General features: G+C 46.0%; 25 protein-coding genes. 18 read left to right on the forward strand and 7 right to left on the reverse strand.

Going from position 1 to position 25,320, the window contains the following annotated elements; genetic code table 11:
* Window positions 1–187: 187 nt before the first annotated feature.
* The 5 genes from B5F87_RS01770 (at window position 188) to B5F87_RS01790 (ending at window position 5,089) form a co-directional block, all read left to right on the forward strand.
* On the forward strand, window positions 188–625 hold the full coding sequence (locus tag B5F87_RS01770; RefSeq protein ID WP_087275783.1) for a GntR family transcriptional regulator: 438 nt from the start codon (window positions 188–190) through the stop codon (window positions 623–625).
* A complete protein-coding gene (locus B5F87_RS01775; RefSeq protein ID WP_087275786.1) occupies window positions 618–1,517 on the forward strand; it encodes an ABC transporter ATP-binding protein in 900 nt (299 codons plus the stop codon). Before B5F87_RS01770 ends, B5F87_RS01775 begins: the two co-directional genes overlap by 8 nt.
* Window positions 1,492–3,582, forward strand: coding sequence for a DUF6449 domain-containing protein (locus tag B5F87_RS01780; RefSeq protein ID WP_087275789.1), 2,091 nt, complete (start codon window positions 1,492–1,494; stop codon window positions 3,580–3,582). Before B5F87_RS01775 ends, B5F87_RS01780 begins: the two co-directional genes overlap by 26 nt.
* Window positions 3,583–3,678: 96 nt before the next feature.
* Window positions 3,679–4,119 carry a DUF4869 domain-containing protein gene (locus tag B5F87_RS01785; protein ID WP_087275792.1) on the forward strand — a complete coding sequence of 147 codons (441 nt, stop codon included), beginning with the start codon at window positions 3,679–3,681 and terminating at the stop codon, window positions 4,117–4,119.
* Window positions 4,120–4,129: 10 nt separating this feature from the next.
* Window positions 4,130–5,089 (forward strand): translation initiation factor 2, encoded by a 960-nt coding sequence (locus tag B5F87_RS01790; RefSeq protein ID WP_087275795.1) that lies wholly within the window; start codon window positions 4,130–4,132, stop codon window positions 5,087–5,089.
* 130 nt (window positions 5,090–5,219) lie between these two features.
* Here the strand turns inward: B5F87_RS01790 and B5F87_RS01795 are convergent, their stop codons facing one another.
* The 4 genes from B5F87_RS01795 to B5F87_RS01810 all read right to left on the reverse strand — a co-directional run bounded on the left by B5F87_RS01795 (window position 5,220) and on the right by B5F87_RS01810 (window position 7,709).
* Window positions 5,220–5,606, reverse strand: coding sequence for a hypothetical protein (locus B5F87_RS01795; protein WP_087275799.1), 387 nt, complete (start codon window positions 5,604–5,606; stop codon window positions 5,220–5,222).
* An 86-nt stretch (window positions 5,607–5,692) separates the two neighbouring features.
* Entirely contained in the window at window positions 5,693–6,337 is a 645-nt protein-coding gene (locus tag B5F87_RS01800) for an ABC-2 transporter permease (RefSeq protein WP_087275802.1), read from the reverse strand.
* Between the two features lie 52 nt (window positions 6,338–6,389).
* A complete protein-coding gene (locus B5F87_RS01805) occupies window positions 6,390–7,277 on the reverse strand; it encodes an ABC transporter ATP-binding protein (protein ID WP_087275805.1) in 888 nt (295 codons plus the stop codon).
* A 57-nt stretch (window positions 7,278–7,334) separates the two neighbouring features.
* Window positions 7,335–7,709, reverse strand: coding sequence for a GntR family transcriptional regulator (locus B5F87_RS01810; protein WP_087275809.1), 375 nt, complete (start codon window positions 7,707–7,709; stop codon window positions 7,335–7,337).
* A 314-nt stretch (window positions 7,710–8,023) separates the two neighbouring features.
* Here B5F87_RS01810 and B5F87_RS01820 point away from each other — a divergent pair, with 314 nt between their 5' ends.
* From B5F87_RS01820 to B5F87_RS01860, 10 genes are all read left to right on the forward strand, one after another.
* Window positions 8,024–9,352, forward strand: coding sequence for an AAA family ATPase (locus tag B5F87_RS01820; protein ID WP_087275816.1), 1,329 nt, complete (start codon window positions 8,024–8,026; stop codon window positions 9,350–9,352).
* Window positions 9,353–9,567: 215 nt separating this feature from the next.
* Window positions 9,568–11,019: a hypothetical protein gene (locus B5F87_RS01825; RefSeq protein ID WP_087275820.1), complete on the forward strand. Its 1,452-nt coding sequence runs from the start codon at window positions 9,568–9,570 to the stop codon at window positions 11,017–11,019.
* Window positions 11,020–11,283: 264 nt separating this feature from the next.
* On the forward strand, window positions 11,284–11,472 hold the full coding sequence (locus B5F87_RS21635) for a hypothetical protein (RefSeq protein ID WP_343215706.1): 189 nt from the start codon (window positions 11,284–11,286) through the stop codon (window positions 11,470–11,472).
* The gene (locus B5F87_RS01830; protein WP_343215707.1) at window positions 11,469–11,864 is read left to right on the forward strand and encodes a PD-(D/E)XK nuclease domain-containing protein; all 396 of its coding nucleotides are present in this window, start codon (window positions 11,469–11,471) and stop codon (window positions 11,862–11,864) included. The genes B5F87_RS21635 and B5F87_RS01830 overlap by 4 nt, the downstream gene beginning before the upstream one ends.
* Before the next feature lie 28 nt (window positions 11,865–11,892).
* Window positions 11,893–12,636 (forward strand): peroxide stress protein YaaA, encoded by a 744-nt coding sequence (yaaA, locus tag B5F87_RS01835; protein ID WP_343215708.1) that lies wholly within the window; start codon window positions 11,893–11,895, stop codon window positions 12,634–12,636.
* 80 nt (window positions 12,637–12,716) lie between these two features.
* Window positions 12,717–13,343 (forward strand): DUF1003 domain-containing protein, encoded by a 627-nt coding sequence (locus tag B5F87_RS01840; protein ID WP_242964211.1) that lies wholly within the window; start codon window positions 12,717–12,719, stop codon window positions 13,341–13,343.
* A gap of 141 nt (window positions 13,344–13,484) precedes the next feature.
* On the forward strand, window positions 13,485–14,453 hold the full coding sequence (locus tag B5F87_RS01845; protein ID WP_087275824.1) for a DMT family transporter: 969 nt from the start codon (window positions 13,485–13,487) through the stop codon (window positions 14,451–14,453).
* Window positions 14,454–14,518: 65 nt separating this feature from the next.
* Window positions 14,519–15,196, forward strand: a complete 678-nt coding sequence (nth, locus tag B5F87_RS01850) for an endonuclease III (protein WP_087275827.1) — start codon at window positions 14,519–14,521, stop codon at window positions 15,194–15,196.
* Window positions 15,197–15,353: 157 nt separating this feature from the next.
* Window positions 15,354–16,229, forward strand: a complete 876-nt coding sequence (locus tag B5F87_RS01855) for a phosphoribosylaminoimidazolesuccinocarboxamide synthase (RefSeq protein WP_087275830.1) — start codon at window positions 15,354–15,356, stop codon at window positions 16,227–16,229.
* Window positions 16,230–16,683: 454 nt separating this feature from the next.
* Window positions 16,684–18,588: a C69 family dipeptidase gene (locus B5F87_RS01860; RefSeq protein WP_087275833.1), complete on the forward strand. Its 1,905-nt coding sequence runs from the start codon at window positions 16,684–16,686 to the stop codon at window positions 18,586–18,588.
* Window positions 18,589–18,671: 83 nt separating this feature from the next.
* Here the strand turns inward: B5F87_RS01860 and B5F87_RS01865 are convergent, their stop codons facing one another.
* Window positions 18,672–19,598 (reverse strand): DUF1848 domain-containing protein, encoded by a 927-nt coding sequence (locus B5F87_RS01865; protein ID WP_087275836.1) that lies wholly within the window; start codon window positions 19,596–19,598, stop codon window positions 18,672–18,674.
* A 182-nt stretch (window positions 19,599–19,780) separates the two neighbouring features.
* On the opposite strand from B5F87_RS01865, the gene B5F87_RS01870 reads away from it, so the two are divergent.
* On the forward strand, window positions 19,781–20,200 hold the full coding sequence (locus B5F87_RS01870) for a GtrA family protein (RefSeq protein ID WP_087275840.1): 420 nt from the start codon (window positions 19,781–19,783) through the stop codon (window positions 20,198–20,200).
* A gap of 204 nt (window positions 20,201–20,404) precedes the next feature.
* On the opposite strand, the gene B5F87_RS01875 is transcribed toward B5F87_RS01870, so the two are convergent.
* Both B5F87_RS01875 and tsaA read right to left on the reverse strand, forming a co-directional pair.
* A complete protein-coding gene (locus B5F87_RS01875) occupies window positions 20,405–21,160 on the reverse strand; it encodes a hypothetical protein (protein WP_087275843.1) in 756 nt (251 codons plus the stop codon).
* A 117-nt stretch (window positions 21,161–21,277) separates the two neighbouring features.
* Complete coding sequence (tsaA, locus tag B5F87_RS01880) at window positions 21,278–22,048, reverse strand: tRNA (N6-threonylcarbamoyladenosine(37)-N6)-methyltransferase TrmO (protein ID WP_087275846.1); 771 nt, start codon at window positions 22,046–22,048, stop codon at window positions 21,278–21,280.
* Between the two features lie 142 nt (window positions 22,049–22,190).
* Between tsaA and B5F87_RS01885 the strand changes: the two genes are divergently transcribed.
* Window positions 22,191–23,141 carry a tRNA-dihydrouridine synthase family protein gene (locus B5F87_RS01885; RefSeq protein ID WP_087275849.1) on the forward strand — a complete coding sequence of 317 codons (951 nt, stop codon included), beginning with the start codon at window positions 22,191–22,193 and terminating at the stop codon, window positions 23,139–23,141.
* A gap of 44 nt (window positions 23,142–23,185) precedes the next feature.
* Window positions 23,186–25,318, forward strand: a complete 2,133-nt coding sequence (locus B5F87_RS01890) for a S8 family serine peptidase (protein WP_087275852.1) — start codon at window positions 23,186–23,188, stop codon at window positions 25,316–25,318.
* Window positions 25,319–25,320: the final 2 nt, after the last annotated feature.

Below are 25,320 nucleotides of genomic sequence, written 5' to 3' on the forward strand. Positions count from 1 at the left end.
CAGAGCACAAAATATACAGTTGACAAAGCCCGTATGGATAAGTATACTAAGTGTACTAGATGTATTAATACACTTGGTTTTCTGTGTGGGATTTTTTTGTACGAATAAAAGTTCTGCGCAAGAAACAAAAGGAAGGGTTTACAGGCAGCCCCAAAAACCTGAATACATGATACGAGGAGGCGGACATGTGATTATCCTTGACTATAACGATAAACGTCCCATTTATGAGCAGATCGTGGATAAGATGCAGGCGCTCATTGCGGGAGGCGTGCTGGAACCGGATTCCAAACTGCCCTCGGTGCGTTCGCTGGCGGTGGAGCTGTCTATCAACCCCAATACCATACAGCGGGCGTACAGCGAGCTGGAGCGGAGCGGCTTTATCTATTCGGTAAAGGGCCGGGGCAACTTTGTCCGGGCGGATGAACATTTGAAGGAAAAGCAGCAGAATAAGCTGCTGCGCGCACTGGAAAAACAGTTGATAACCTGCAGGGAGCAGGGGATAACCAGAGAAAATATCATATCCAGTGTGGATAAAGTCTATGAAAAGAGGGAAGATTCCCGTTCGGCGGACGCTCCGCAGGGAAATGACGGAACGGATCTACATGAGGAGGTGCAGGATGATTGAAATAAAGAACGTCAGCAAGAGCTTTGGTGAGATCCAGGCGGTCTCTCAGGTGAGCCTGACATTAAAGGAGCAAAATGTATTCGGCATGCTGGGAACCAACGGCGCCGGCAAGAGTACCCTGCTTCGCATGATGGCAGGAGTGATGCGGCCGGACGAAGGTGAGATTCTCATTGACGGAGAAAATGTATGGGATAACCCGGAAGCCAAAAGAAAGATTTTTTACATTTCCGATGATCAGTTTTTCTTCCCAAATACCACGGCGGAAAAGATGGCGGATGTGTACAGCGTGTACTATCCGGGCTTTGACCGGAGACGGTTCATGAAGTTCCTGCTGCGGTTCGGCCTGGACGGAGAGCGGAAGATCCAGACTTTTTCAAAAGGAATGAAAAAACAGCTGTCCCTGCTGCTGGGTATCTGCGCCAATGTGTCTTACCTGCTTTGTGATGAGACCTTTGACGGTCTCGACCCGGTGATGCGCCAGGGAATCAAAGGTATTTTTGCCAAAGAGATCGATGAGAAGGGGCTGACCCCGGTCATCGCGTCCCACAATCTCCGGGAGCTTGAGGACATCTGCGACCATATCGGCCTGCTTCACAAGGGCGGCGTTCTTCTGTCGAAGGATCTGGAAGACCTGAAATGGAATCTGCACAAGATTCAGTGCGTGCTGCCGGAAGAGCTGGATGAATCCTTAAAAGAATCTCTTGACATTTTATCCATGACCAGAAGAGGAAAGCTGCTGACTCTCACGGTGCGGGGCAGCGAGGAAGAGATACTGAGCAGGATTGGAGAGCTTCAGCCGGTATTTATGGAAGCGCTCCCGTTGTCTCTGGAAGAAATCTTTATCAGCGAAACGGAGGTAGTTGGATATGACATCAAAAACATCGTTTTCTAAATTACTGAAAGAACATATGCGCCATCGGCTGGGCGTCACGGTGATAACATTCGTGTATTTTCTGTTTGCCCTCATGTTTTTTGTGATAACCATTCAGAACTCCATGGCCTACGAGGGCTGGACGAGAGCCGAGGTATATGCAACGGTGCTGAACGCTTCGGGACCGAACAGTCTTTTGATTCTGTGCGCGGCCCTCGGAGCACTCACGGCGATCTGCGGATTTGCTTATCTTCATTCCAGAACGAAGATAGACTTCTTTCATTCTCTTCCGGTAAAGAGAAAAGATATGTTCCGGGTGATCACAGCCAACAGTTTCCTTGTTTTTGCGTCGGGACTGCTGGTCTCCACGGTGATTGAAGCGGTGATCACCGTTGCCCTTGGATATTTTACAGGAAATGTACTGAGCAATTTGCTGCTGGCGATCCTCTGTAATCTGCTGGCCTTTGCCGCGGCCTTTTTCACGGCGGCCCTCGCCATGATCATGACGGGAAATGTAGTGGTGGGCGTCCTTGGAACGGCGGTATTTGTCACCTGGGCGCCGGTCCTCATAAAGTATGCGCTGCTTGAGCTGCCGAGAATATTCTTTTTCTCCTATGTGGAGCCGCCTGCATTCATGAACTATTTTGATTACGGTTCCCCGGTTTATCTGGCCGTCCGTATGCAGCCTGCTGCCTCCGGATGGAATCTGTCCGAAAAACTGCCGGTGATGGCGGTGGTATGCGTGTGGATCATTGCCCTTGCGGTTTTGTGTCAGTATCTTTTTGATATACGGCCGTCAGAGACGGCAGGGAAAGCCATGGCGTTCTCGAAAATCAACCCGCTCATCCGGATTCTGCTGGTGATTCCGGCAGCTCTGTACACCGGAAGCTACCTGTACAGCCTCACTTTGAGTTCTTCAAAGATTTGGATTGTCATCGGAATCGTGTTCGGAACAGTGCTGTTTCACGGAATCATTGAGTGCATTTACCAGTTTGACATCCGCGGTATGTGGAGCCACTGGAAACAGATGCTCGCGACCATGGCGGTGGTGCTCTGCCTGACGGGCTCCTTCTATCTGGATTTTTACGGCTACGACAGCTATGTTCCGGCTGCCGGCGGAGTGAGCAGCGTCATGGTGGAGGATGACGGCTTCACTTACAGAAAAGAGTATTTTTGGGGTGACAGCGAACAGAGTATCACCGGAAAGGACATGGAAAATGTACTTGATCTCATCAAAGATGCTGTGAAAGAAGAACGTCAGAACAGGTTCCCGGGAGGCCCGGAACAGGCGACGGACGGAGCGGTGACTGACAGTTCTCCGACCATCTACTATACGGATAACGGCGCCAATGCCGCGGAGCAGGAAGGCAGAAAGTACGTGGGAGTCACTTATTATATGAAAAACGGAGAGACGATCAAAAGAAGATTTGATATGAGCGATGCTCAGGCCAATGCGATTATGGAAGCTGCCTGTCACTCCGAAAGTTTCCGGAAAAGCGTATATTCCCTGTATACAGCGGACTGGAGCAAGATCAAGTCCATTTCCTGGAACAGCTTCATCGAGAACCAGAATCTGCGCCTCACCGAGGAAGAACAGAAGCAGTTCCTGACAATCTACCTCAGCGAGCTGGACACTCTCGACTATGAGACTATGCGGACAGTTCTCCCGGTGGCAGAGCTGAACATAGAGCATGAAGTGGAAGATAGAATGGATTTTACCGACGATTTTTATTACATTTATCCGTCCTTCACAAAGACTCTCGCCTTCCTGGAAAGCAAGGGCTGTGCGGTAGACCGTACCCTTGCCGACATAAACATCACGCAGATTGACGTCAATGATTATACTGGCGATGAGCCAAAGAACTGGACCGTGACCGACCCGGCCATAATCCAGTCCGTGAAAGGAAAGCTGACAATCAGCAACAGCAATTTCACTTACTATTCTTCAGGTTACGAGGGTGAAAGCCCAACGCCTGACTATGATATTACGGTGTATTATAATGAGGGATATGGAGAAAATACGCTGAACGTGTGGACAGACGCGGAGACGCTCAAGACGCTGATCGCAGGAGAGAGCGGGGAGTAAAAACGTTTCCTGTGATTTTTCTGATAGGGATAGCGAAGAACCGGAGGATATGCTAAACTGTAAGAACAGTGTATACAAGATAGGAGTGATATAACTATGCTGCGTATATATTTGGGAAAAATGGAAGAAGCCATTTACTATCCTCCGGTTTATTTCGATAATCGCTATGAGGATGAGTGGATTACGGAAGAATTGTCAGTTGAAATGATTCGCGACGTGGATAAGTCAGAAGTGGTGGGACCGCATTTGATTGAAAGTCCGGTGCTGGGACCGATTTCTGTAAAAGAAATATCAGGCGGTGTGAAGACACTGATCTTGATGGCGTTTGATGATTCGGGAAATGTATTTAATGCCTCAGCTTGTGGTGATAATTGTGCAAAATGGATTTTGAAGATTGGAAAAGAAAAAGATCTGACGATTAATCTCAGGCACATTATGGATTTTGGCGACGGGGAATTTGAAATTCAGATTCTCAATACAGGAGAAATGGTCCATAATATGCTGGAATTTATCCGGATTGCAGGGAAATATGTATAGGTGATAACGTATGAAGGGAAGTCATAGAGTTATAATTCAGAACAACCGATTACATTATGAATTTGATATTAAAAGGAATATTACCATTATCCAGGGAGACAGCGCCACAGGAAAAACCACTCTGATCAATATGCTGCGGCAGGCGGAGAATCTGGGAAAGTCGAGCGGCATCGATGTGATCTGCGATGTGCCATGTAGAGTTCTGGAAGGCGCCAACTGGAAATTGCTTTTAGAAAACATTTCCGGAAGCATTCTTTTTACAGATGAAGAAAATGCATTTATCAACACGGAAGAATTTGCGGCGTCTGTTCGTGACTCTGATAATTACTTTGTGCTGATTACAAGAGAAAACCTTTATAATTTGCCGTACAGTGTGGAGGAAATCTATGGTCTGCATTCTTCGGGCAGATACCAGAATACGAAAAAGGTATATCAGCAAATGTACAGAATATACGCAAACGTACAGAATGTGCCGGTAAAGCCAGAAAGAATTATTGTGGAAGATTCCAATGCGGGATATGATTTTTTTCATGCTGTGGCCAATGAGTCCGGAGTATCGTGCGAAAGTGCCGGAGGAAAATCTAATATTTTTGCCATGTTGGAAGAGGCTCAAAAAGAACAAATCTGTGTAATTGCCGATGGAGCGGCAATAGGCCCGGAGATGAGTCGATTATACAAAATGGCAGAAAAAATGAAAAATATCAGCTTATATTTACCGGAGTCTTTTGAATGGATTATCTTATCGTCTGGACTCATTGACGGAAAAGAAGTAGAAAAAATATTAGAAACACCAGAGAATTATATAGACAGCAAAGAATATTTCAGTTGGGAAAGATTTTTTACCCGATTGTTGATGCAGGAAACAAAAGATTCTTATTTGAGCTATAAAAAATCCAGATTAAATAAGACTTATCTTCATCCAAAGAACAGAAATGCAATTTTAAAAAGCATAGAAGGGATTACTTTCTAAGTAAGACAAAGATAAAAAAGAGATTATAATATCACACAACACGGGCACGGATTTTTATCCGGGCCCGAAGTATGTTCAAGAAGTAAAAAAAGTATGTCCAAGAAATATGTCCAAAAGTATGTTCTTAATATTATGCCATCTGTGTCATCACGCCGAGGATAACACAGACTGCGGCCACCGCCAGGGCAATCCCGATCTTCTTCCAGGAAAAGCTGTAGAGCATATCCGGCTGAAGCGCATCGTAGCGGATAGTGATCTTTGTTCCCACTTCCGCACTCATGGGAATCTGAATCCGGTTATAGGAAATGTATCTTTTGCCGTTCACTTTGTAGGCGATTTTAGCCCACTTGGAATTGCGGAAACGCATCTTCTCCGGTCCCGGCGTCCAGATGGAATACACGGTGCCTTCAGTGACCGTGCATCTGGCACGCTTTACAAAGAAACCGTAGGCGTTGCCGATGGCGTAGACCACCGCAGCAGCAGCGATAATATAAAGAAAAATACTGTCGTTATTCATAGTGAAACCTCCGATATAGTGTTTATAATGATACGGCCGGGCTAACGCGACCTGCGTCCCCCAATATTATGTCAGATCCCCGTGATCTATGCCAGATCTTTGTGGTCATAGATACGGACAGAGATCAGCGCCGACAGGACAAAAATCAAGAGCCCCGTGATGAAGATTGCTGCTCCGGCGAAATCAGGAGAAACTGCCATGAACAGCCGGGATATTGTATCTTCAATGTTAAATCCTATCAAAACCGGCAGCAGGTACGACAATCCAAGAACGATGATCACATAGACAAACTTCGTTTTGTCATACCCGAAATAATAGCAGATGGGCAGATATATTCCGCACAGCACGGCAATGAGCAAAAATGCCCCTCCTGCCAGCGGCAGAGACAAATTGCCAAGCTGAGGCAGAAGCAATGTCTCCAGCCAGAATATAAGAGCGCAGAAGAGGTAGACAATGATGCAGAAAAAATATTTGGACAGCACCAGATACTTCCGCGGATAAGGCGTGGTACACAGATAGGCGGACGCCTTTTTACACTGATATTCTGCCAGACATATATAGGATAACATGATAAATGTACCATAAATCACAGCAAAAACAAAGCCCAGATAGTTGGCGTACTGCGGAAGCTTCCAGAGCATAAAAAGCGGTATAAGAGCGATTAATCCAACCATCCAGAGAGTCTGTTTTTGTATGACGACAAATTCTTTCTTTATTAAATGCAGCAGCATAGAGTTCTCCCCTTTCTAAAACGTGTTATGCGGGTCTTTTATGGGCGGCGGCTCAGCGACGCTCCTTTGCCGGTACATTTTCTCCGATGACGCCCAGCATGATATCTTCAATGTGCGGCCGCTCCATAACTGCTTCGGGCATCATTGCCAGCACCCGCGCCGCCTGCCCGGTGAGCGCAGTGAAACCGAAAGCAGTTTCAGAAACATTTATAAAAAGCGGACGGGTGTCTGCCGTCAGCCAGCAGACGTCACCCTTCACGATCCGGTACGAATCCAGAAGCACATCTTTTTCTTCCTGAAAGAGAATCTTACCATCGTCAATGAGAATGAGCGTATCTGCAATCTTATCCAGATCGGATGTGATATGTGTGGAGAAAAATACGCCGCGTCCCCCGTTTTCCATGTAATCGGCTAGAATTCCCAGCACCTGACTTCGTATCAGAGGGTCCAGCCCGCTGGTGGGCTCGTCCATGATGAGAAGTTCTGCTTTGTGGGAGAGGGCCAGGGTCAGCGCGTATTTCACACGCATTCCTTTGGAAAGCGTCTTGATGGTCTGCTTTGGATTCAGAGAAAATGTACGAAGATACCGCTGGTAATCTTCTTCGCACCACCGGGAATAGGCGGGCGCAATGATATTTTTCATCTGATTGAGGGTCAGCCCTTCGTAAAAGCAATTACTGTCCAGCACCACGCCGATTCGATTTTTTATCTCCTCGGCCTGTTCCCGCATATCCATGCCCAAAAAGCGGATCTCGCCGCTGTCCGCCCCGGTCAGACCCAGAAGCGTATGGAGCGTGGTCGTTTTCCCTGCGCCGTTGGCTCCGATAAAGCCGGTGATACAGCCCTCCGGCAGAGAAAAAGAAACGTCCTGCAAAGCAAAATCTTTGTAAGATTTATTCAGATGATGTACCTCCAGAATCGGATGTAATATCGTGTTCATGTCAATCCCCCTTTCAGGAAAATACTGTGCGGCCTGCTGCGGGTAAGCCCTCCGCTCTTATTCTTCCTCATATAAAATGTCCATCATTTCCATAAGCTCTTCTTTGGTGATGGAAAGTGACTTCGCCGTGTGAATCATATCCTGCATTTTTTCTTCCACCAGCCGCCGCTTGGAATCCCGCAGCAGATCCAGATTCCCCGCAGAGACGAAAGTGCCGATGCCCACCTGGCTGGTCACGAAACCTTCCTTCTCCAGCTCCTCATAAACCCGCCGTATGGTGAGAACACTCACCTTCAGATCATTGGCAAAGCTTCGGATAGAAGGAAGCGCGTCTCCCTGGGTGAGCTCCTCCCGGAGAATAGCGTCCTTGATCTGATCTTTGATCTGCTGATAAAGAGGAAGGTCTGATGTGTTGGAGATTACTATCTTCAAAACGCCGCCTCCTTTGGTATGATGTTATTATATGCACACTATATACTATAGATACGGTGGTGTCAAGAGATTTCTGCCGGCGGGGAGTGTGCAGCGGCCCAAATATTTGATTGGTTCGCGCCGCCGGAGGTCGTCACATCATAATCCATACGATAAAAAGTGCGATTTTGCAGGAAAACGTGAAAATAAAAAGTGCGATTTTGCAGGAATTTGCCTTGAAAAAAAGTGCGATTCTGCATATAGTATATAATAGAGATAAAAATCAGCACGTTGGGAATGAAATCTTGTATCTGTAGATCCAGGAGGTAACGCTTATGTTTAAAAGAAAGATATACAACAAACTGCAGCAATGGAAAGAAGAATCTCAGGGGAGAACAGCATTATTAATTGAAGGAGCAAGGCGGGTAGGTAAATCCACCGTGGTGGAAACATTTGGAAAAAATGAATATGCCAGCTATATTTTAATTGACTTTTCGGTTGCCTCTCAGGCAGTAAAAGAGCTTTTTTATGATTTGTCAGATTTGAATTTCTTTTTTTTACAACTTCAGCTTCAATATAAGACGGATTTAATAGAAAGAGAATCTTTGATCATTTTTGATGAAGTGCAGTTATTCCCTCTGGCGAGACAGGCGATAAAAGCGTTGGTGAAAGATGGAAGATATGATTATATTGAGACGGGCTCGCTTATTTCCATCCGTAAAAATGTGAAGGATATTCTGATTCCCAGTGAAGAGAGAAAAATCAGCATGTATCCCATGGACTATGAAGAGTTTCTCTGGGCGAAGGGCGATAATGTGACGACAAACCTGCTGCGAAGCGTATTTGAAAGCAGGAAACCGGTGGGAGAAAAAATGAATCGAAAATTGTTGAGAGATTTTCGGCTCTATATGCTGATAGGAGGAATGCCTCAGGCAGTGGACGAGTATTTGCGGACAAATAATTTTCATAAGGTGGACATCATAAAAAGAGATATTTTAAATCTTTATGAAGATGATTTCCGTAAAATAGACGCAACGGGAAGAATTTCCATGTTGTTTGACGCAATACCGGCGGAATTGAATAAAAATACTTCCAGATATCAGGTTTCAAGTGTTCTTGCCAATGAAAGAGCGGATAGTATTCTGGAATTGATTGCACAGATGAAAGATTCCAGAACAGTCCTTGTGGCTTATCATGCCAATGATCCCGGCGTTGGAATGTCTGCTCATAAAGATTTGAGGAAATTTAAACTATTTCTCGCCGATACCGGGTTGTTTACGACGTTGACCTTTAAAGACAGAGATTTTACAGAAAATACGATTTATGAGAAACTGCTTAATGATAAACTCAGCGCCAATCTTGGATATTTATATGAAAATATTGTCGCCCAGATGCTGACAGCCAGCGGAAATGAATTGTTTTATCATACGTTTGCCAATGAGAAAACAAAGCATAACTACGAGGTGGATTTTATCCTGTCAAAGAAAAATAAAATCTGCCCCATTGAGGTGAAATCCTCAGGATATAAAATTCACACGTCCCTGGACCGGTTCTCAGAAAAATATTCGGAAAGAATTCTGGAGAAATATCTGATTTATACAAAGGATTTACAGAAAGACAAGGATGTTCTGATGCTGCCGGTCTATATGGTGCCGTTTCTGTGATCTGGAAAAATTATTACGGAATGTGGACATATAAACAAATCATAGAGAAATGTAATAAGACGATTGAAAATAAATTCCTAATCATTTTGGGAATTTATTTTTTTGTTTTTGACGTATGATATTATCAATACTATACATAAAAAATAAATATTTACCGGCATAATGAGCAAAATTTCGAACGGATGGCTGCCGGTGAAAGAGAGAGGAGAAAGACTATGAGAAACATTTTGCAGCGTATGGGAACGGTATTTCTTGCCGTGCTTCTGGTATGTACTCTTTGTCCCGAAATAGGTGTGGGTAGCGCGCAGGCGGCGACCGTCACATTAAAGGATCCGGTTACAGACGGGAATACCGTTACCTGGGATTGCGTCTGGTTCGGAAGTTATCCGCAGACGGAGATTTTGCCGGGAAGCAGTGAATATACCGCGCTGGCGTCTGCCAGCGGATGGTCCAATGATGAGATTCGAATCAGTGGAGAAAAGTATCGAAGGGTGAGAAAAACTGACGCGGAAGATTCCACTCATTCTGGAGAAGCGGGGTATTATAATTGGGGCAGCGTCAGCGACTGGCATTATTTCCGTTATGAACCGATGAAGTGGCGGGTATTAGAGGCAGGAAATGAACTGTTTTTGATGGCAGATGAAGCTGTCGATGCGAAAAATATCTTGTCCAATGACAGTAATATATGGATGAATCATTCTTTAAGAAAATTTTTAAACAGCACATCATTGGAACAGCATGGATTTTTGGCCAGCGCCTTTACGACCGAAGAGCAGGCAGGTATTATCCAGACGGATGTGGAGAATCAGTACACTCCGGACGGAATATATAATCTACCTACAATGGATAAAGTTTATTTGCTCTGGGGGTTTGAGCTGGACGAAAAATTTGATGACACTGCCGTGCAGCATGGATTCCTTTCCGATGCTCACAGAATTTGCCGGCCAACGGAGTATGCCAAAGCGATGGGAGTATATTATGGGACCGGCTCCTGTGGCTGGTGGAGCCGAATGCTGGCGTATGAAGATGGAGGAACTCCATATCTGGGTGTGTACGGGGTTGATGAGAACGGAGAATTCGGTTACTATGAGGGCTGGTATTATGATGAACAGGATCCGCAGGGAATCCGGCCAGTACTGCATCTGGATGCATCGGCTGACAGTATATATTCTTATGCGGGAACGGTCAGCTCCGACGGGACGTCAAATGAAGATAATGCCGCGATGGGAAATCAGACAGGCGGCAGCAGTAATACTGGAACCAGTAACGTCAACAACGCCAATGTTGGAAATAGTTCTCAAAACTCAAGTATAACCAGTGGAGGGAGCAATGACGGGATTTCTTCCGGTGTTGGCTCTGAACTGAAGCGTATAAAGATTAAGTCTGTGGCGGCTTCCGGGAACAGAACAGTGAAGGTAACGGTCAAACGGGACAAAAATGCCTCCGGATATCAGATTCAGTATTCTACCAGTAAGAAGTTTAAGAAAAAGAAAACAAAAACGATAATTTTAAAAAAGAATAAGAAAACCAGTAAAGTCATTAAAAAACTGCAGACCGGAAAAAAATATTATTTCAGAGCTCGGTCGTTTAAAAAGAGTAAATCAGGCGGCACAATCATAAGGACTTATGGGAAATGGAGTAAAATCAAAACAAAAATGGTTCGGTAAATATGCGGATGTAAAAAATGAATTATAAAAAATTTCTCCCGGACAGAGGAAATGCCAAAGTATCATTCTCATCCGGGAGATTTTTTATTTCCTATATACATTTGTGAATTTCTCAAGAGTTTTTCCGTATACATCCCTTATTGACTCAATCTGTCCCATTGGTTAAAATTACAGTATAGATAGTATGAAATTACAGTATATTTACTATGATGGGAGTGAATATTTCCGTCGGAAGAATTTGCCTGCCGGGAGAGGGGTGGTGATGTGAAGGAAAGAATAGAAATGCTGATGTGCGGCAAAACGTTACGGACGGAACTGGATGAGCAGATTGTGTACAATCAGCTTGATCAGGACGAGAGCGCTATCTGGAGTCTGATGGTTGCAAGCGGTTATCTAAAAGTGAAGGATGTGGATGTGCAGGAGGACGCGGTTTTGCAGATGCGGAAGCCATGAACGTATATATGAACCGGGTGTCCCTGGCGACATTCAGCTTCTTTGACAGCGGCAGTCATCCTTCCGGGGACAGCGAGCCGGAAAGATTCTATCATGGTTTTGTCTTCGGGCTGATGGTGGAGCTGGAAGAACGGTATATTCTGACTTCCAACAGAGAAAGCGGTTTCGGCAGATACGATGTCATGCTGGAACCGAAGAATGGAGGTGATAATGCCATCATCATCGAATTTAAAGTACAGAGCAGAAGGGAAAACAGTCTGGAAGAGACGGCACAGGCTGCTCTTTGTCAGATTGAAAAGAAACGATATGATGAATCTCTGATTGCCAGAGGTTTCACGGCGGAGCAGATACGAAAGTATGGTTTCGTTTTTATGGCAAAAAGGCGCTCTTAGAAAGCAGTAAAGGAGAGGAAGAAGACATATGCTGAAAATCATCATCTCTCCGGCGAAGAAAATGAACGAAACGGACATTCTGCCGCCGGAGGGACTGCCGCATTTTCTGGAGCAGACGGAGTATCTTCTGGGACAGATGAAGCAGATGACTCCGTCAGAACTGCAGGAAATGTGGAAATGCAACGACAAGATTGCTCTTGAAAATGTTGAGCGGATTACATCCATGAATCTTCGGGAGCGGCTGACGCCGGCCATTCTCGCCTACGAGGGCATCCAGTATAAATACATGGCGCCGGCGGTGTTTGACGAGAAGGCGTACCGCTATCTCCAGAATCATCTGTACATTTTGTCGGGCTTTTATGGGGCGCTCCGGCCCTTTGACGGCGTCACGCCTTACCGGCTGGAGATGCAGGCCCGCTTCCACCGGCAGGATCTGGATTCGCTGTATGATTTCTGGGGCGATGCCATCGCCGGGGAAGTACTCGCCGGATGCAGCCTTCTGGTGAATCTGGCGTCCAAAGAGTACAGCAAGGCGGTTTTAAAATATCTGCCGGAGAATATTTCCTGCGTCACCTGCGTGTTCGGAGAACTCATTGACGGCAAGGTTAAAGAAAAAGGAACCTACGCCAAGATGGCCCGGGGCGAGATGGTACGTTTCATGGCGGAACAGAAGGCGGAGACCGCGGAGGAACTGAAAGGCTTTGACCGGCTAGGATACCGTTTTGCGGAAATGTACTCCGATGAGAAGAATCTGGTGTTCTTAAAGTCGTGACCGGGACGCCGGGAATAAAATTCGATTGAAAATAAAAAATCCGGGCATACTGTTTTAAAAGAGAGCAGGAGGACAGCAGTATGTCAAAACGAAAAAAAATGGCGCCGCCGGAGCCTGCCGCCAGCATTTCGGCCGGGCAGAATATCAGAGATTCAGCGGAGCCGACCGCGGCTTCAACCGGAAAGAATCCCGGCGCCGCGCCGGATAAAACGCTCACTGCCGATGAGAAGCTGGAACTGGTGCGGGTACTGGTGGACAATGTGGCGGAGGACTTCGATGAGGAGGATATCCTCCATATGATGCTGGAAAAGAAAGTATCGGTAGATCTGGAGCGGAGCCTCCATGCTGCCAGTACATTTGGGCAGCGGACCGCGGACAAAATCGCAAAGTTTGCCGGAAGCTGGGGCTTTATTTTTTCTTTTACGGCCCTGCTTTTGTTCTGGATGTTCGGCAATAACCTGATGAAAGACAACGCATTTGACGCGTATCCGTACATTTTACTGAATTTGGTCTTGTCCTGCGTGGCAGCCATTCAGGCGCCGCTCATCATGATGAGTCAGAACCGCCGGGAAGAGAGAGACCGGGAGCAGGCGGAGAACGCCTATAAAGTGAATCTGAAGTCAGAATTTATTCTGGAAGATCTCCATAAGAAGATGGACCGGATTCTTGAGAACCAGGAGCGGCTGCTGGAGGATAAGCCGCATTAAAGCGGTGTTTTCCGGTTTTCCTGCACATTTTCCCCGAAAAATAATAAACGGTTTTCCCGTACATTTTCCCTGAAATATATTAAAAAATCCTGCGGGTTGTGTTATACTACCACTCAGATTTAATAAAAGAGGGGAAAATGTATGACACAGAAGAAGAGACAGATCAGAGGAGTTATCCTCACATTAACTGGCGGTGCAGCCTGGGGATTTTCCGGTACCTGCGGCCAGTATATTTTTGCCAACAGCCAGATGGAATCAGGAATGCTGGCGGCGATCCGTATGCTGGGAGCTGGCGTGATTCTGCTGCTGTTTACGTTATTTGCAAAAAAGAAAGAGACGTTCGCCGTCTGGAAAAAGCCGGCGGAGGCAGTGCGGCTGGTGATATTTGCCGTAGGCGGTCTGATGTTTTCCCAGTTTGCCTATCTCACCGCCATCAGTTATTCCAATTCCGGTACGGCCACAGTATTTCAGAACACCGGAATTATACTGGTAATGATCATATCCTGTATCCTCGCCCGGCGGCTGCCGCGGGGCAAGGAGATAACGGCGGCGGTTCTGACGCTCATCGGCGTTGTGCTTCTCGCCACCCACGGTCGTCTGGACGGACTGGTGATCTCCGGCGGCGCTCTGACCTGGGGCGGTCTGGCGGCGCTGGCGCTGGTCACCTATACTCTGCTGCCGGGGCAGCTTCTCAAGAAATGGGGAACACCGCTGATCAATGGTTTTGCCATGCTGATCGGCGGTATCGTGCTGGCGGTCGCTTTTCGCATCTGGGAGAAATCCTGGGATTTTGATCTGCATATCGTGCTGGCGCTGCTGGCTATGGTCATTCTGGGTACTGTCATTGCCTTTTCCTTCTATCTGCAGGGAGTGGCCGATATCGGACCGGTGAAGGCAAGCATGCTGGCGTGTATCGAGCCGGTGGTGGCGACAGTGATTTCCGCCCTCTGGCTGGGCACGGAATTTGCCACGATTGATTTGCTGGGTTTTGCTCTGATTATCGGAGGATGCCTGCTGGTGTCCATGAGCGGAGAGAAAGACGCGCAGGCAGACGCGGAAGATGCGCCGGAAAGCGCCCGGGCAGTTGTCAGCGGAGCGGATACAGAATAGGATGAAAAGCAATAAAATGGCCCGAAAAGGACGGTCGATCAATTTGCATTATTGGAGGTATACATATGACAAAAAAGGAGAGAGCCGCCATTGCCATCGAGCGGCTGAAAGAGGAATATCCGGACGCCGGGTGTACACTGGATTACAACGAAGCGTGGAAGCTTCTGGTCAGCGTTCGTCTGGCAGCCCAGTGTACGGATGAGAGAGTAAATGTGATCGTGCAGGATTTATTTGCCAAATATCCGGGTGTGGACGCGCTGGCAGCGGCGGAGCCGAAGGACATCGAGGCCATCGTCCGTCCATGCGGTCTCGGCAGGAGTAAGGCACGGGATATCAGCAAATGTATGCGGATGCTCCGGGATGAGTTCGGAGGACAGGTGCCGGATAATTTTGACGACCTGATGAAATTGCCGGGCGTCGGAAGGAAAAGCGCCAACCTCATCATGGGAGACGTGTTCGGTAAACCGGCCATCGTTACTGATACTCATTGCATCCGGCTGTGCAACCGTATCGGTTTGGTAGATGATATCAAAGAACCAAAAAAGGTAGAAATGGCGCTCTGGAAGATTATCCCTCCTGAGGAGGGCAGCGATTTCTGTCACCGGCTTGTATTCCACGGAAGAGAAGTCTGTACAGCACGGACCACTCCTTACTGCGAGCGATGCTGTTTAAAAGATATCTGCAAATCTTATCCGGGATATCAAAAGCAGTCAGAAGAAAAGGCGTCAAAAAAGAAACAGTGACGATATGATTGACGATGGAAAACTGGAAAAAATCCAAAAACTGAAAATCAGGACAGAAAAAAAGAGAAAAAGAATTGTTTTCCGGAAAAGATTGTAGTACAATTACCCGGTAAAAACCATAGAAATCAAGCATCATGATAAGAAAAGGATGAGTGGAATGAAAGAATTTAAACCGATGAAGGAAGGAAAAGTACGTGAGATTTATGATAACGGCGACAGCCTGATCATGGTAGCCACGGACAGAATTTCCGCATTTGACGTTATCTTAAAGAACAAGATCACCGATAAAGGCGCTGTGCTGACACAGATGTCCAAGTTCTGGTTTGACTATACAGAGGATGTGGTACCGAACCACATGATTTCTGTCGACACCAAAGATATGCCGGAATATTTCCAGCAGGAACAGTTCAGAGGAAAGAGCATGATGTGCAAGAAGCTTGAGATGCTTCCAATCGAATGTATCGTCCGCGGATATATTACAGGAAGCGGCTGGGCAAGCTATCAGGAGAACGGAACTGTCTGCGGTATCAAGCTGCCGGAAGGTCTTCAGGAATCTCAGCAGCTGCCGGAACCGATCTACACTCCATCCACCAAGGCAGAGATTGGCGACCACGACGAGAACATTTCCTATGAAAAGTCCGTGGAGATCCTCGAAAAGGCTTACCCGGGCAAAGGCGAGTTCTATGCCAACGAGCTGAAAGAGAAAACCATCGCTCTTTACAAAAAATGTGCAGAGTACGCTCTCAGCAAAGGCATCATCATTGCCGACACCAAGTTTGAGTTCGGACTGGACGAAGACGGCAACGTTATCCTGGGCGACGAAATGCTCACACCGGACAGCTCCCGTTTCTGGCCAAAAGAAGGCTACGCACCTGGCAAAGGACAGCCATCCTACGACAAACAGTTTGTAAGAGACTGGCTCAAAGCCAACCCGGACAGCGACTACAACCTGCCGCAGGATGTTATCGATAAGACCATCGATAAATACAAAGAAGCATACGAGCTACTGACAGGCAAACCGCTGACCATCTGATAGTTCTGTCCTATAGAACGTTCAGTTGAAATTTATTATAAAAATGCAGGAAAAGTACTGTACTCTTTCTTGAGAGAACGGTACTTTTCTTTTTTGTCCACAAATATTTTGCTTATCAAGGCGAGAAGATTTTCTCTTAAAACAAAAAATAATATAAAAATATTGCTTGCATATAATAATGAAATGCATAAATGATTATAAAAATGTAAATAAAATGCAATGATAACGACATAAGATGCATAAATATGTAAAAATTCATTGACGAAATGTAAAGAAAGTATTATAATGGCACCGTTGCATCAGGATAAAAATGACAGAAATTCTGTTGCCGTTTTGGGAAGTCCCTGCATTTTCAGAAAGAAAATGAGACTGCGCTGTCATGAAGAAAAAATAATCAGCGCACAAAAAAGAAGGGAACTGCCTGTAAAACTGCAAAACACAGGAGGAGAGAAAAGTGAAAAAAGCATTATTGACCATGCTGGCAGCTGTCGGCTTCACCGCCCTGGCAGCCGTTCCGGCAAAAGCCTGTACATCCTACTACGTAGGTTCCGACCTGACAGAAGACGGGTCCACACTGTTTGGAAGGACGGAGGATATTGGAGCCGGATATGATAAGGTGTTTCAGGTGATCGAGTCCAAGGAGATTCCAGCAGACCGCATGTGGGTTGATGAAAGCGGAGCTACTGAGTTTAAAGCTCCTTATTATAATGAGGATTTAGAGGAAACATATCGTTATACGGCCTGCCGGGATAATGAAGAAGAAGGAGCCGGATTATTCGGTGAAGTTGGTGTAAATGAGATGGGTGTATCCATGTCAGCAACTACCACTGCAGGTAACAGTGCCGATGCACAGAATGCAGATCCTTTTGTAGGACCAGCAGGTGTTTCTGAAGAGAACTATGTAGATTATATTCTTTGCCAGGCATCAACCGCCAGAGAGGGAGTAGAGATACTCGCAAAAGCAATTGATGATTATGGCGTATGGTATACAGCTGATGGTGTATTTATTGCTGATAATAATGAAGTATGGTACATGGAAATCCTTTCCGGGTATCAATATTGTGCAGTAAAAATGCCTGATGATAAAGCAGCGATTATCCCGAACTGTCTGGTACTTGGGGATATTGATGTAACGGATGATGACGTGATTGCATCAAAGGATATTATAACTAAAGCGAAAGCAGGCGGAATCTATCATAAGTCGCTGACAGAGCCTGATAATGAGAATGCTCTTAATATCAAGCTTACTTACGGTGGTAATGGATATGCTTCTGGAAATGCCGATCGTATTCGTGCCGGCCAGTATATTTTAACCGGTGAAGATAATACAGATATTTATACGGATAATTATCAGGATATTTTCTTCGATGTTCCTTCAAAAAACGTTACAGTTGAAAAGTTATATCAGCTGGCAGGAAGTCAGTACGAAGAATTTGAGGACTTTGCAGATGGAAGACCGCGTGGGTTGGGAAGTATTAGATATATCGGCGTGGCAAGTTCTGCTGAATGTCATATTATGCAGATTCGTTCCGATATGTCTGCGCAGCTGGCAACAGTAGAATGGCTGAGTTTAGGCAGTGCAGCCTATGCTCCGATGGTTCCGTTTTATGGAGCATTATTGACAGATGCACCAGAAGCCTATAAAGAAGAAGCACATGATTACAGTGCGACATCTGCATATTGGATTTTTCAGGATTTAGATACCTATGCAAGAAAAAATGTGAACACTGTAGGAGAAAAAGTAAAAGCTTTCTACAAAGGATATGTAAACAAATTAGAAGCAGACCAGAAAACTGTAGATGCTCAGATGATGGAAGTTTATAACAGTAATCCTTCTCAGCTGGAGCAGAAAGCAACAGATTTAGGAATTTCCATTGGAGACCAGACAGTGGAGATGGCGAAAAAATTAAATGCGGAAGTGATGTCCGAAGACTACACCCTCGACTTCAGCACCGATTACAACGACATCAACTACTCCCTGACATCTAAACCGGCGGAGCCGGAAACCCCATCCCAGCCGCAGCAGCCACAGACCTCCGAGCCGCAGGCTCAGGACGTTGCCGCTCCGGCCAAAACAGCCATCAAAAAGCTGAAAAACCGCAAGGGAAGAAAAGTGCAGGTGAAGTTTAAAGAGGTTGCCGGCGCTGATGGATATGAGATCGCTTATTCCACAGGCGTCAACTTCGGAAAGAAGAAAACTACAGTGAACTCCTACAATGCGGCAAAGAATGTCCGCACTGTCAAGAAACTCAAAAAAGGTAAACGCTACTTTGTGAAGGTTCGCGCTTACAAGATGAACGGAACTGAGAAGGTCTACAGTAAGTGGAGCCAGGTAAAGGTAGTGAAAATTAAAAAATAGTTGAAAAACTACTAAGACAAACACGAATAAGAATCGGGGCAGCGGGAAACCGCTGCCCCAAAGTATTTCCTGCGGGAATTATTTTATCCCTGACGTTTGGCCGCCAGAAAACTTTTCTGGGCTCCCTGTATCACAGTGTCGTCAGGTTTCAGATCGCCCAGCAGCAGAGAGGACATAGGATCGTGCCGTTTATAATTATCGAAAGCTTTGCGGGGCGTTCTATTGGCGTAACAGTATTTGCAGCCGTTCATGCAGGTGTCGTATGCGCCGATGTCCCGGCTTTCAATACAATGGCAGCCTTGGCGCATCCCCTTATGTTTTAGTTTTCTGAAGGTGATATCGTTGGCCTTGCCAAGGATATCCAGGGTCATGCAGCCGGAAGAGTGAATACCGTATTGTGTAAATTTATCATCGGTCCCGCAGGTCTGGATAAAAATACCGTGTTTTTCAGCAGTGGCGCCAAGTCCCTGTGCCAGCGTCTCCATGTCCTGATCGGTCAGCGGAATCAGTTCCGGCATATTGATCTCTACCTTTTTATACATTTCCACAAAACTGAAAATGCACCGGTCTATGTAAGGTGCAAGGGCCTTTGCCATATAATCAAAGATCTCCAGATGGCGTTCGACCGTGTACTTCTCCGTCAGCAAAACGGGGTCATATCTCCATGCAACGCGTTGTTTTCCCACCTGCTCTGACAATGCAATCAGTGTTTCGATACTCTTGTCAATGGACGGTACGCCCGGCTCAATGTCCTTGCCATATGCAGTAATGGTATAGTGGAAATATGTGTGAAATCGGTCTGTGATTTCGTGTAGCCGCGGCAGGATCGGCCTGTAATTCTTTGAGCAGAATACAACGCAGTCAACCTTGTCCGGCGTCAGCTCATAGCGCGTCACCTTGTGCGGAAATAAAGGATTGTGCGATAGCACATACCCTTCCGAAAAGCGGTTCAAGAGCCAGTCTGTGTAATACTGGACGGTATCAGTCCGTCCACCCGTGTTGATGATCATTTTTATCCCCCGTTTCCTGATACATCAGATCAAAGCGCTTATTTGCAAATATTTGTGCATGATTATTCGTAAATGTCTGTGCATTTTTTTCTATTGATTTTTACAGGATTTCATTTTAGTATATACTACGTGTTTTTTCTACTTGAGAAGCAAATTTTTTATGAGAATAACAGGAGCAGACAATGTTTACAAAATTAATGGAAATGTACAGAAAATACAAAGAAATTATCCTTTACGTTTTCTTCGGAGGACTGGCCACCGTAGTCAGCATCGGCTCCTTCGCCTGGTGCGATGTGGTCATGCACATGGATCCGCTGGTAGCAAATTTGATCTCGTGGATTCTGGCAGTGACCTTCGCCTATATCACCAACAGCCTGTGGGTATTTGACGCCAGACCCCACGGCATAAAGGAGCTGCTCTGCCAGGCAGCGGGATTCTTCGGCGGAAGAGTCCTGACTCTGGTCATCGAGGAAGCCATTCTGCTGATCTTCATCAACGGCCTTGGCCTGCCGAGCGTCGGCGTAAAGGTCGGCGCACAGGTGGTCGTTCTGGTCAGCAACTATATCATCAGCAAATGGATCGTGTTTAAGGAGAAAGAATAGGGGATTGCCGGGGTGGAAAGAAATGATATCTGTGTTGTGGAAAACCATTCTTTCCACCGCTGCAATAACTTCGCAACACCTTGCAATACAGAAAATATTGTTGGCGCTGAGGGTATCAGGTTCTAGATAATAGCCTGCGCTTACAAGTCTGATTTTTTCATTGTAAAATCTCCGTTTAATTCGACAACTTAGGATTTATATATCTCAAGATAATTTTGAGGCAATTTCATCTGACTTTTCAATAATCGTTTCTTCATATTGAGCAATCATTTCATCTCGATTATGTATCATTTGGTTTAATATACTCTTTTCATCATTCATGTATTTATATGGTTCTGTTCGCTCAAAGTACAAACCATATATTTTTAATAAAAGATTATACTTTAATCCTGAGTGTGCGAAGTATTTCATACTAGGTCTATTCATAGAACGTATTAGCTCTTTGTCAAATCTTTTGTACCATTTGCGTATTCCTCCATACAGCGGAACACTGGCCCAACGTAATTCTTCATCAGAAATCCCAGCTTTATTATACTTTAAAGCATAGTCCATAAGAAAATTTTTAATATATACTAAATAAATCACAGATGTATGTCTCAAACAATATCCAAATTCTCCATGTAAATCATTTAATATACTTGAAATTTTCATAAGTGTTTCATAAGAATAACAGCAGGCTGGTGTATATACTTTTTGACCAATATTTTCGGGAATTAATGAATCTTCTGTTTCAGTAACACACAGATTTTCATATTGTGACAGTATAGTGATTTCTTTCCTGATTTTTGTAATTCCTTCATATTTTCTTTTTGAAAGTTCACTTGTGATTTTCAATTTTTCCGTATAACTCAATTTGAAATTACCCAAGAAATGAGTTAATAAAGTAGTGAACAAAGCAACAACAAAGGATATAGTTGCTGTTACAATTTCACTTTGATATGTAATAAAAAAATCTTTCATATTAAATAATTCTCCTCATCTAGTAAATCAATATATGCATTATTAATTAAACTTTATCAATGTATTCTGCTTCATTAATTAATCCCTCTACAAATTCCAACTTGCCCATTTATTAGATTACTTTTTATTCCGAACAATCTCCCTCACATCCAATTCCATCCCATCTACGCAGAATCGCACGCACCAGTCTCCAAAATCCATTCCATAAATGCGCTCCGGATCGTCGTGGTAGGCCGGGCGGGGGTCAAGGGCCAGAATCTCAAGGAGAGCCTCCCGCTTCTCCGGTGGAACGACCGACAGCAGATGGTCGGGACAGTGGACAGTCAGGCGATGTTTGATGGCGTCGTGGGTAAAGGAGCCGGAGGCGTCCGGGTGGCTGTCAAAGAGTGGCGCGTAAGGCTTTATGTCGTAGATCGGCGTGCCGTCCATCAGATCTGCCCCGGAGATAAAGAGTACCGGGCCTTCTGTGCCGGCAGGCCGGGAATAAAAATCTGCATCGCCCGGGCCGTTGCTGCCGTCGTCCAGCAAAACTTTTTTCAGCCGCACGGAGGAAAGTCCCAGAGGATTCGGACGGAATGGTGAACGGGAGGCGAATACGCCGGTGTGTACGTTTCCGCCCAGCCGCGGCGGGCGGACGGTGGGCGACCAGCCCTTGTCCTGATTCTCTGAGAAACCCCAGATGAGCCAGAGGTGGGTGAAGCGTTCGATATCCCGAAAGCAGTCCGGGTTCTGGAATTCTTTTTCGAAGGTGATATACGCCTGCAGCGACGGCACCAGTCCGCTCTGGCGCGGAATGCCGAACTTTTCCGGAAAGTCCGTGTGAATGTGTCCGATAGGCCGGATAGTCAGAATGTCCGATGAATTGGCGGTCTTATGTTTATTTTCCATAAAATTGTCCTCCGTGAAGATAATGTAAATTTACTTTAGAGCGTTTCTGTGGTAATGTAGTAAACAGTGTATTTCTAGCTGCCGGATGCGGTTTCCGCCGGCATGATACACAACATTACATACATTTACAAAGGAGAATCCCATGAAAATTTACGCTGCGCCAATGGAAGGCGTTACCGGTTACGTGTACCGGAACGCACACCGGCATTATTTCCAGGGAATTGATAAATATTATACACCATTTCTGACGCCTAAGAAAGGAAAAGGATGGACCTCCAGAGAAAAGAATGACATTGCGCCGGAACATAATCAGAATATTAACTTGGTACCTCAGATCCTTACCAATCAGGCGGATGATTTCGTGCGGATGGCGGAGAAGCTGGCCGACTGCGGCTACGAAGAGATCAATCTGAATCTTGGCTGTCCTTCCGGCACGGTAGTGTCCAAAGGAAAAGGCTGCGGCTTTCTCGCCGACCGGGAGAAATTGCTTCGTTTTTTTGAGCAGGTATTTGATAAGGTCACCGTGAAAGTGTCGGTGAAGACACGGCTGGGACTGGACAGTCCGGAGGAGATTGAACCTCTCATGGCAATTTATAACCAGTTTCCGCTGTCGGAGGTGATTATTCACGCGAGAATCCATAAAGATTTTTACAAAAGGCCCGTGAACAGAGAGGCCTTTCGAAAAGGTTTCTTGCTGTGCAGGCACCCCGTGTGCTACAATGGAAATATCTTTGCGAAGGCAGATTTTGAACGGTTCCGGGAAGAGTTTCCGGAGGTGGACAGGATCATGATCGGACGGGGGCTGATCGCCAATCCCCAGCTGGCAGAGATGTTCACAGAGGACGGGCGGCCCGATAAAGTCAGGTGGAAGGCTTTCCATGATGAGATATGTGCGGGTTATGAAGATATTATGTCCGGTGAGAGAAATGTACTCTTTAAGATGAAAGAACTTTGGAACTATATGCTCCCCATGTTTGAAGATGGAGAGAAGATTGGGAAAAAAATAAAAAAATCCGTCAGACTTCAGAATTACAAAGAGCTGGTGGATATGTTATTCCGGGAGAAAGATTTCAGACAGCATGTGGAGAGCTGATACGGTGTGCTGCGATACGGCCCGGAAAGGAAAGGGGCAAAAGAATGAGAAAAGAAGAATATAATAAATCAGGAATGTGGAAAAGGAGAAGTCTGGCTGTTGCGATGAGCGTGCTGATGGCGGCAGGCGGAGTGCTGGGGAGTGTTTTCTCAGTACCTGTGGAAGCCGGGACAGCAGATGCGGCGCAGGAAAACCTGTCCGGCGATACGGATACGGCGGGAGACAGCGGCAGTAATGCTGTTGACGCACAGGAGATTACGGACAATAAGGAGATGGCAGAGATCATTTCCGATACCTGGGATGAAGATTATTTTGGAACAATGACTGTGGATACGGAAGCCGGAGAGGTAGAAATTGACGGGGAGACGGAAGACCTTCCGGAAACCGGCACAGATAAAGGAAAATCCAGAAAGAAAATATCCGGAGAATCGGAGGAGATACTGGAAGAATACATGGATACGCTTCCGGAGGATACGCTCTATGATGTGGAAGAGACCGACAGTGGCGAATATGAGATAACCGCTCCTTTCCAGACAAAGCGTCTGATTGTGGAGGCGTCCGGTCTGGAGGAAGACTACGGGGCAGAGGAAGTCTATTATAATACGGAGCTTGGCGAGACCATTCTCCAGTTTGATACAGAAGAGGAGACAAGAGACGCCTTTGAGGCTCTCTGTGAAAAATATGGCGAGGAAAACTGTTATCCGGATCAGGTTTATTATGTGGATGATATTCTGACGGACGATGCGTCTCTTGCCAGCAGCGGCAGCTATTCCTGGGGGACAGCCTATATGGGAATGCACACACTGAAGGATCAGGCAGAAGGAAAATACGGAGCGGTGACTGTAGCTATTCTGGATACAGGTATCGACAAGTCCAACTTTATGTTTCAGTCCAGAAATATTTCTTCCCAGAGCTATAATTTCATTGACAACAATAAAAATGTGACGGACAATCATGGCCATGGCACTCACGTGGCTGGAATTATCGCGGACTCAACTCCGTCCAACGCCCGTTTTCTTATATTAAAGATATCAAACAGCAGCGGATATTCTTCTCTGCTGACCATTAAGACGGCTCTGCAGTATGCATTGAATCAAAATGTTTCCGTAGTTAATATGAGTCTTGGATTTGTGGCGGCCAACGCCATGTCGGTTACATATCTTGATTCGCTGATTAATAAGGCGTACCGCAGCGGTATTGCCATCTGTACGGCGGCAGGAAACAACGGCGTGGATGTGGCGTTTTGTTATCCTGCCTGCAACAATAAGACGATCGCAGTGGCGGCCTTTGGCCCTAATGAGCATGCGGCCTCCTACTCAAACCATGGAAGCAGAATTGATTTTTCTGCGCCGGGAAGCGAGGTTGTAAGCGCCGCGGCAGGCGGAATGCTGATCGGAATGTCAGGAACCTCCATGGCAGCGCCGCATATTACCGCTGCAGTGACTTATCTGAAAATGATGCAGCCTGATCTTTCTGTGGAAGGCGTATATAATGAGCTGAAAGCGCGGTGCAAAGATCTGGGGACGACAGGGAAAGATGATTTTTTTGGATGGGGATGCCCTATTCTCACGAATCTGCTGAACACAGGAATTCTTGATAAAACTAATGTGGTGTCAGAGAAAAACAGCAGCGTGTCAACGCCGGTGCTTAAAAAAGCAAAAGGTGTGAGCAGCGGGATTAAAATTGTCTGGAAGAAAGTAAAAAAAGCAGATAAGTACGTAATTTACCGGAAAAAAGGAAATGGTTCTTTAAAGAAGGTAAAAGAGGTGTCTGGAAAGAAAAAGTCATGGACAGATAAAAATGTCGCACAGGGGAAAAAATATACTTATGCTGTGAAGGCGGTAAAAAATAATAAGTCCAGCAGCAAGAGCAACAAAAAAACTGCAGTGTGGCTGAAGCGGCCGGGCAAGGTAAAGGCTCGCAGCAGGAAAGGCGGCAGACTCATTGTTTCCTGGGCAAAGCAGTCCGGAGTTTCCCGCTACGAAATTCGTTATTCCAGAACGAAAAATATGAAAAATGCCGTGACAGTGACTGCGTCAGGCAAAGCCGCGCGAAAAGTAATACGCGGCCTGAAGAAGAAAAAGATATATTACTGCAAAGTCCGCGCTGTAAAAAAGGCGGGGGGAACCCAGTATCGCTCCGCTTGGTCGGCAGTGAAGAAGATCAGATTGAAGTAGGC

The organism is Eubacterium sp. An3, assembly GCF_002159465.1.
GTDB lineage: Bacteria > Bacillota > Clostridia > Lachnospirales > Lachnospiraceae > Anaerobutyricum > Anaerobutyricum stercoris.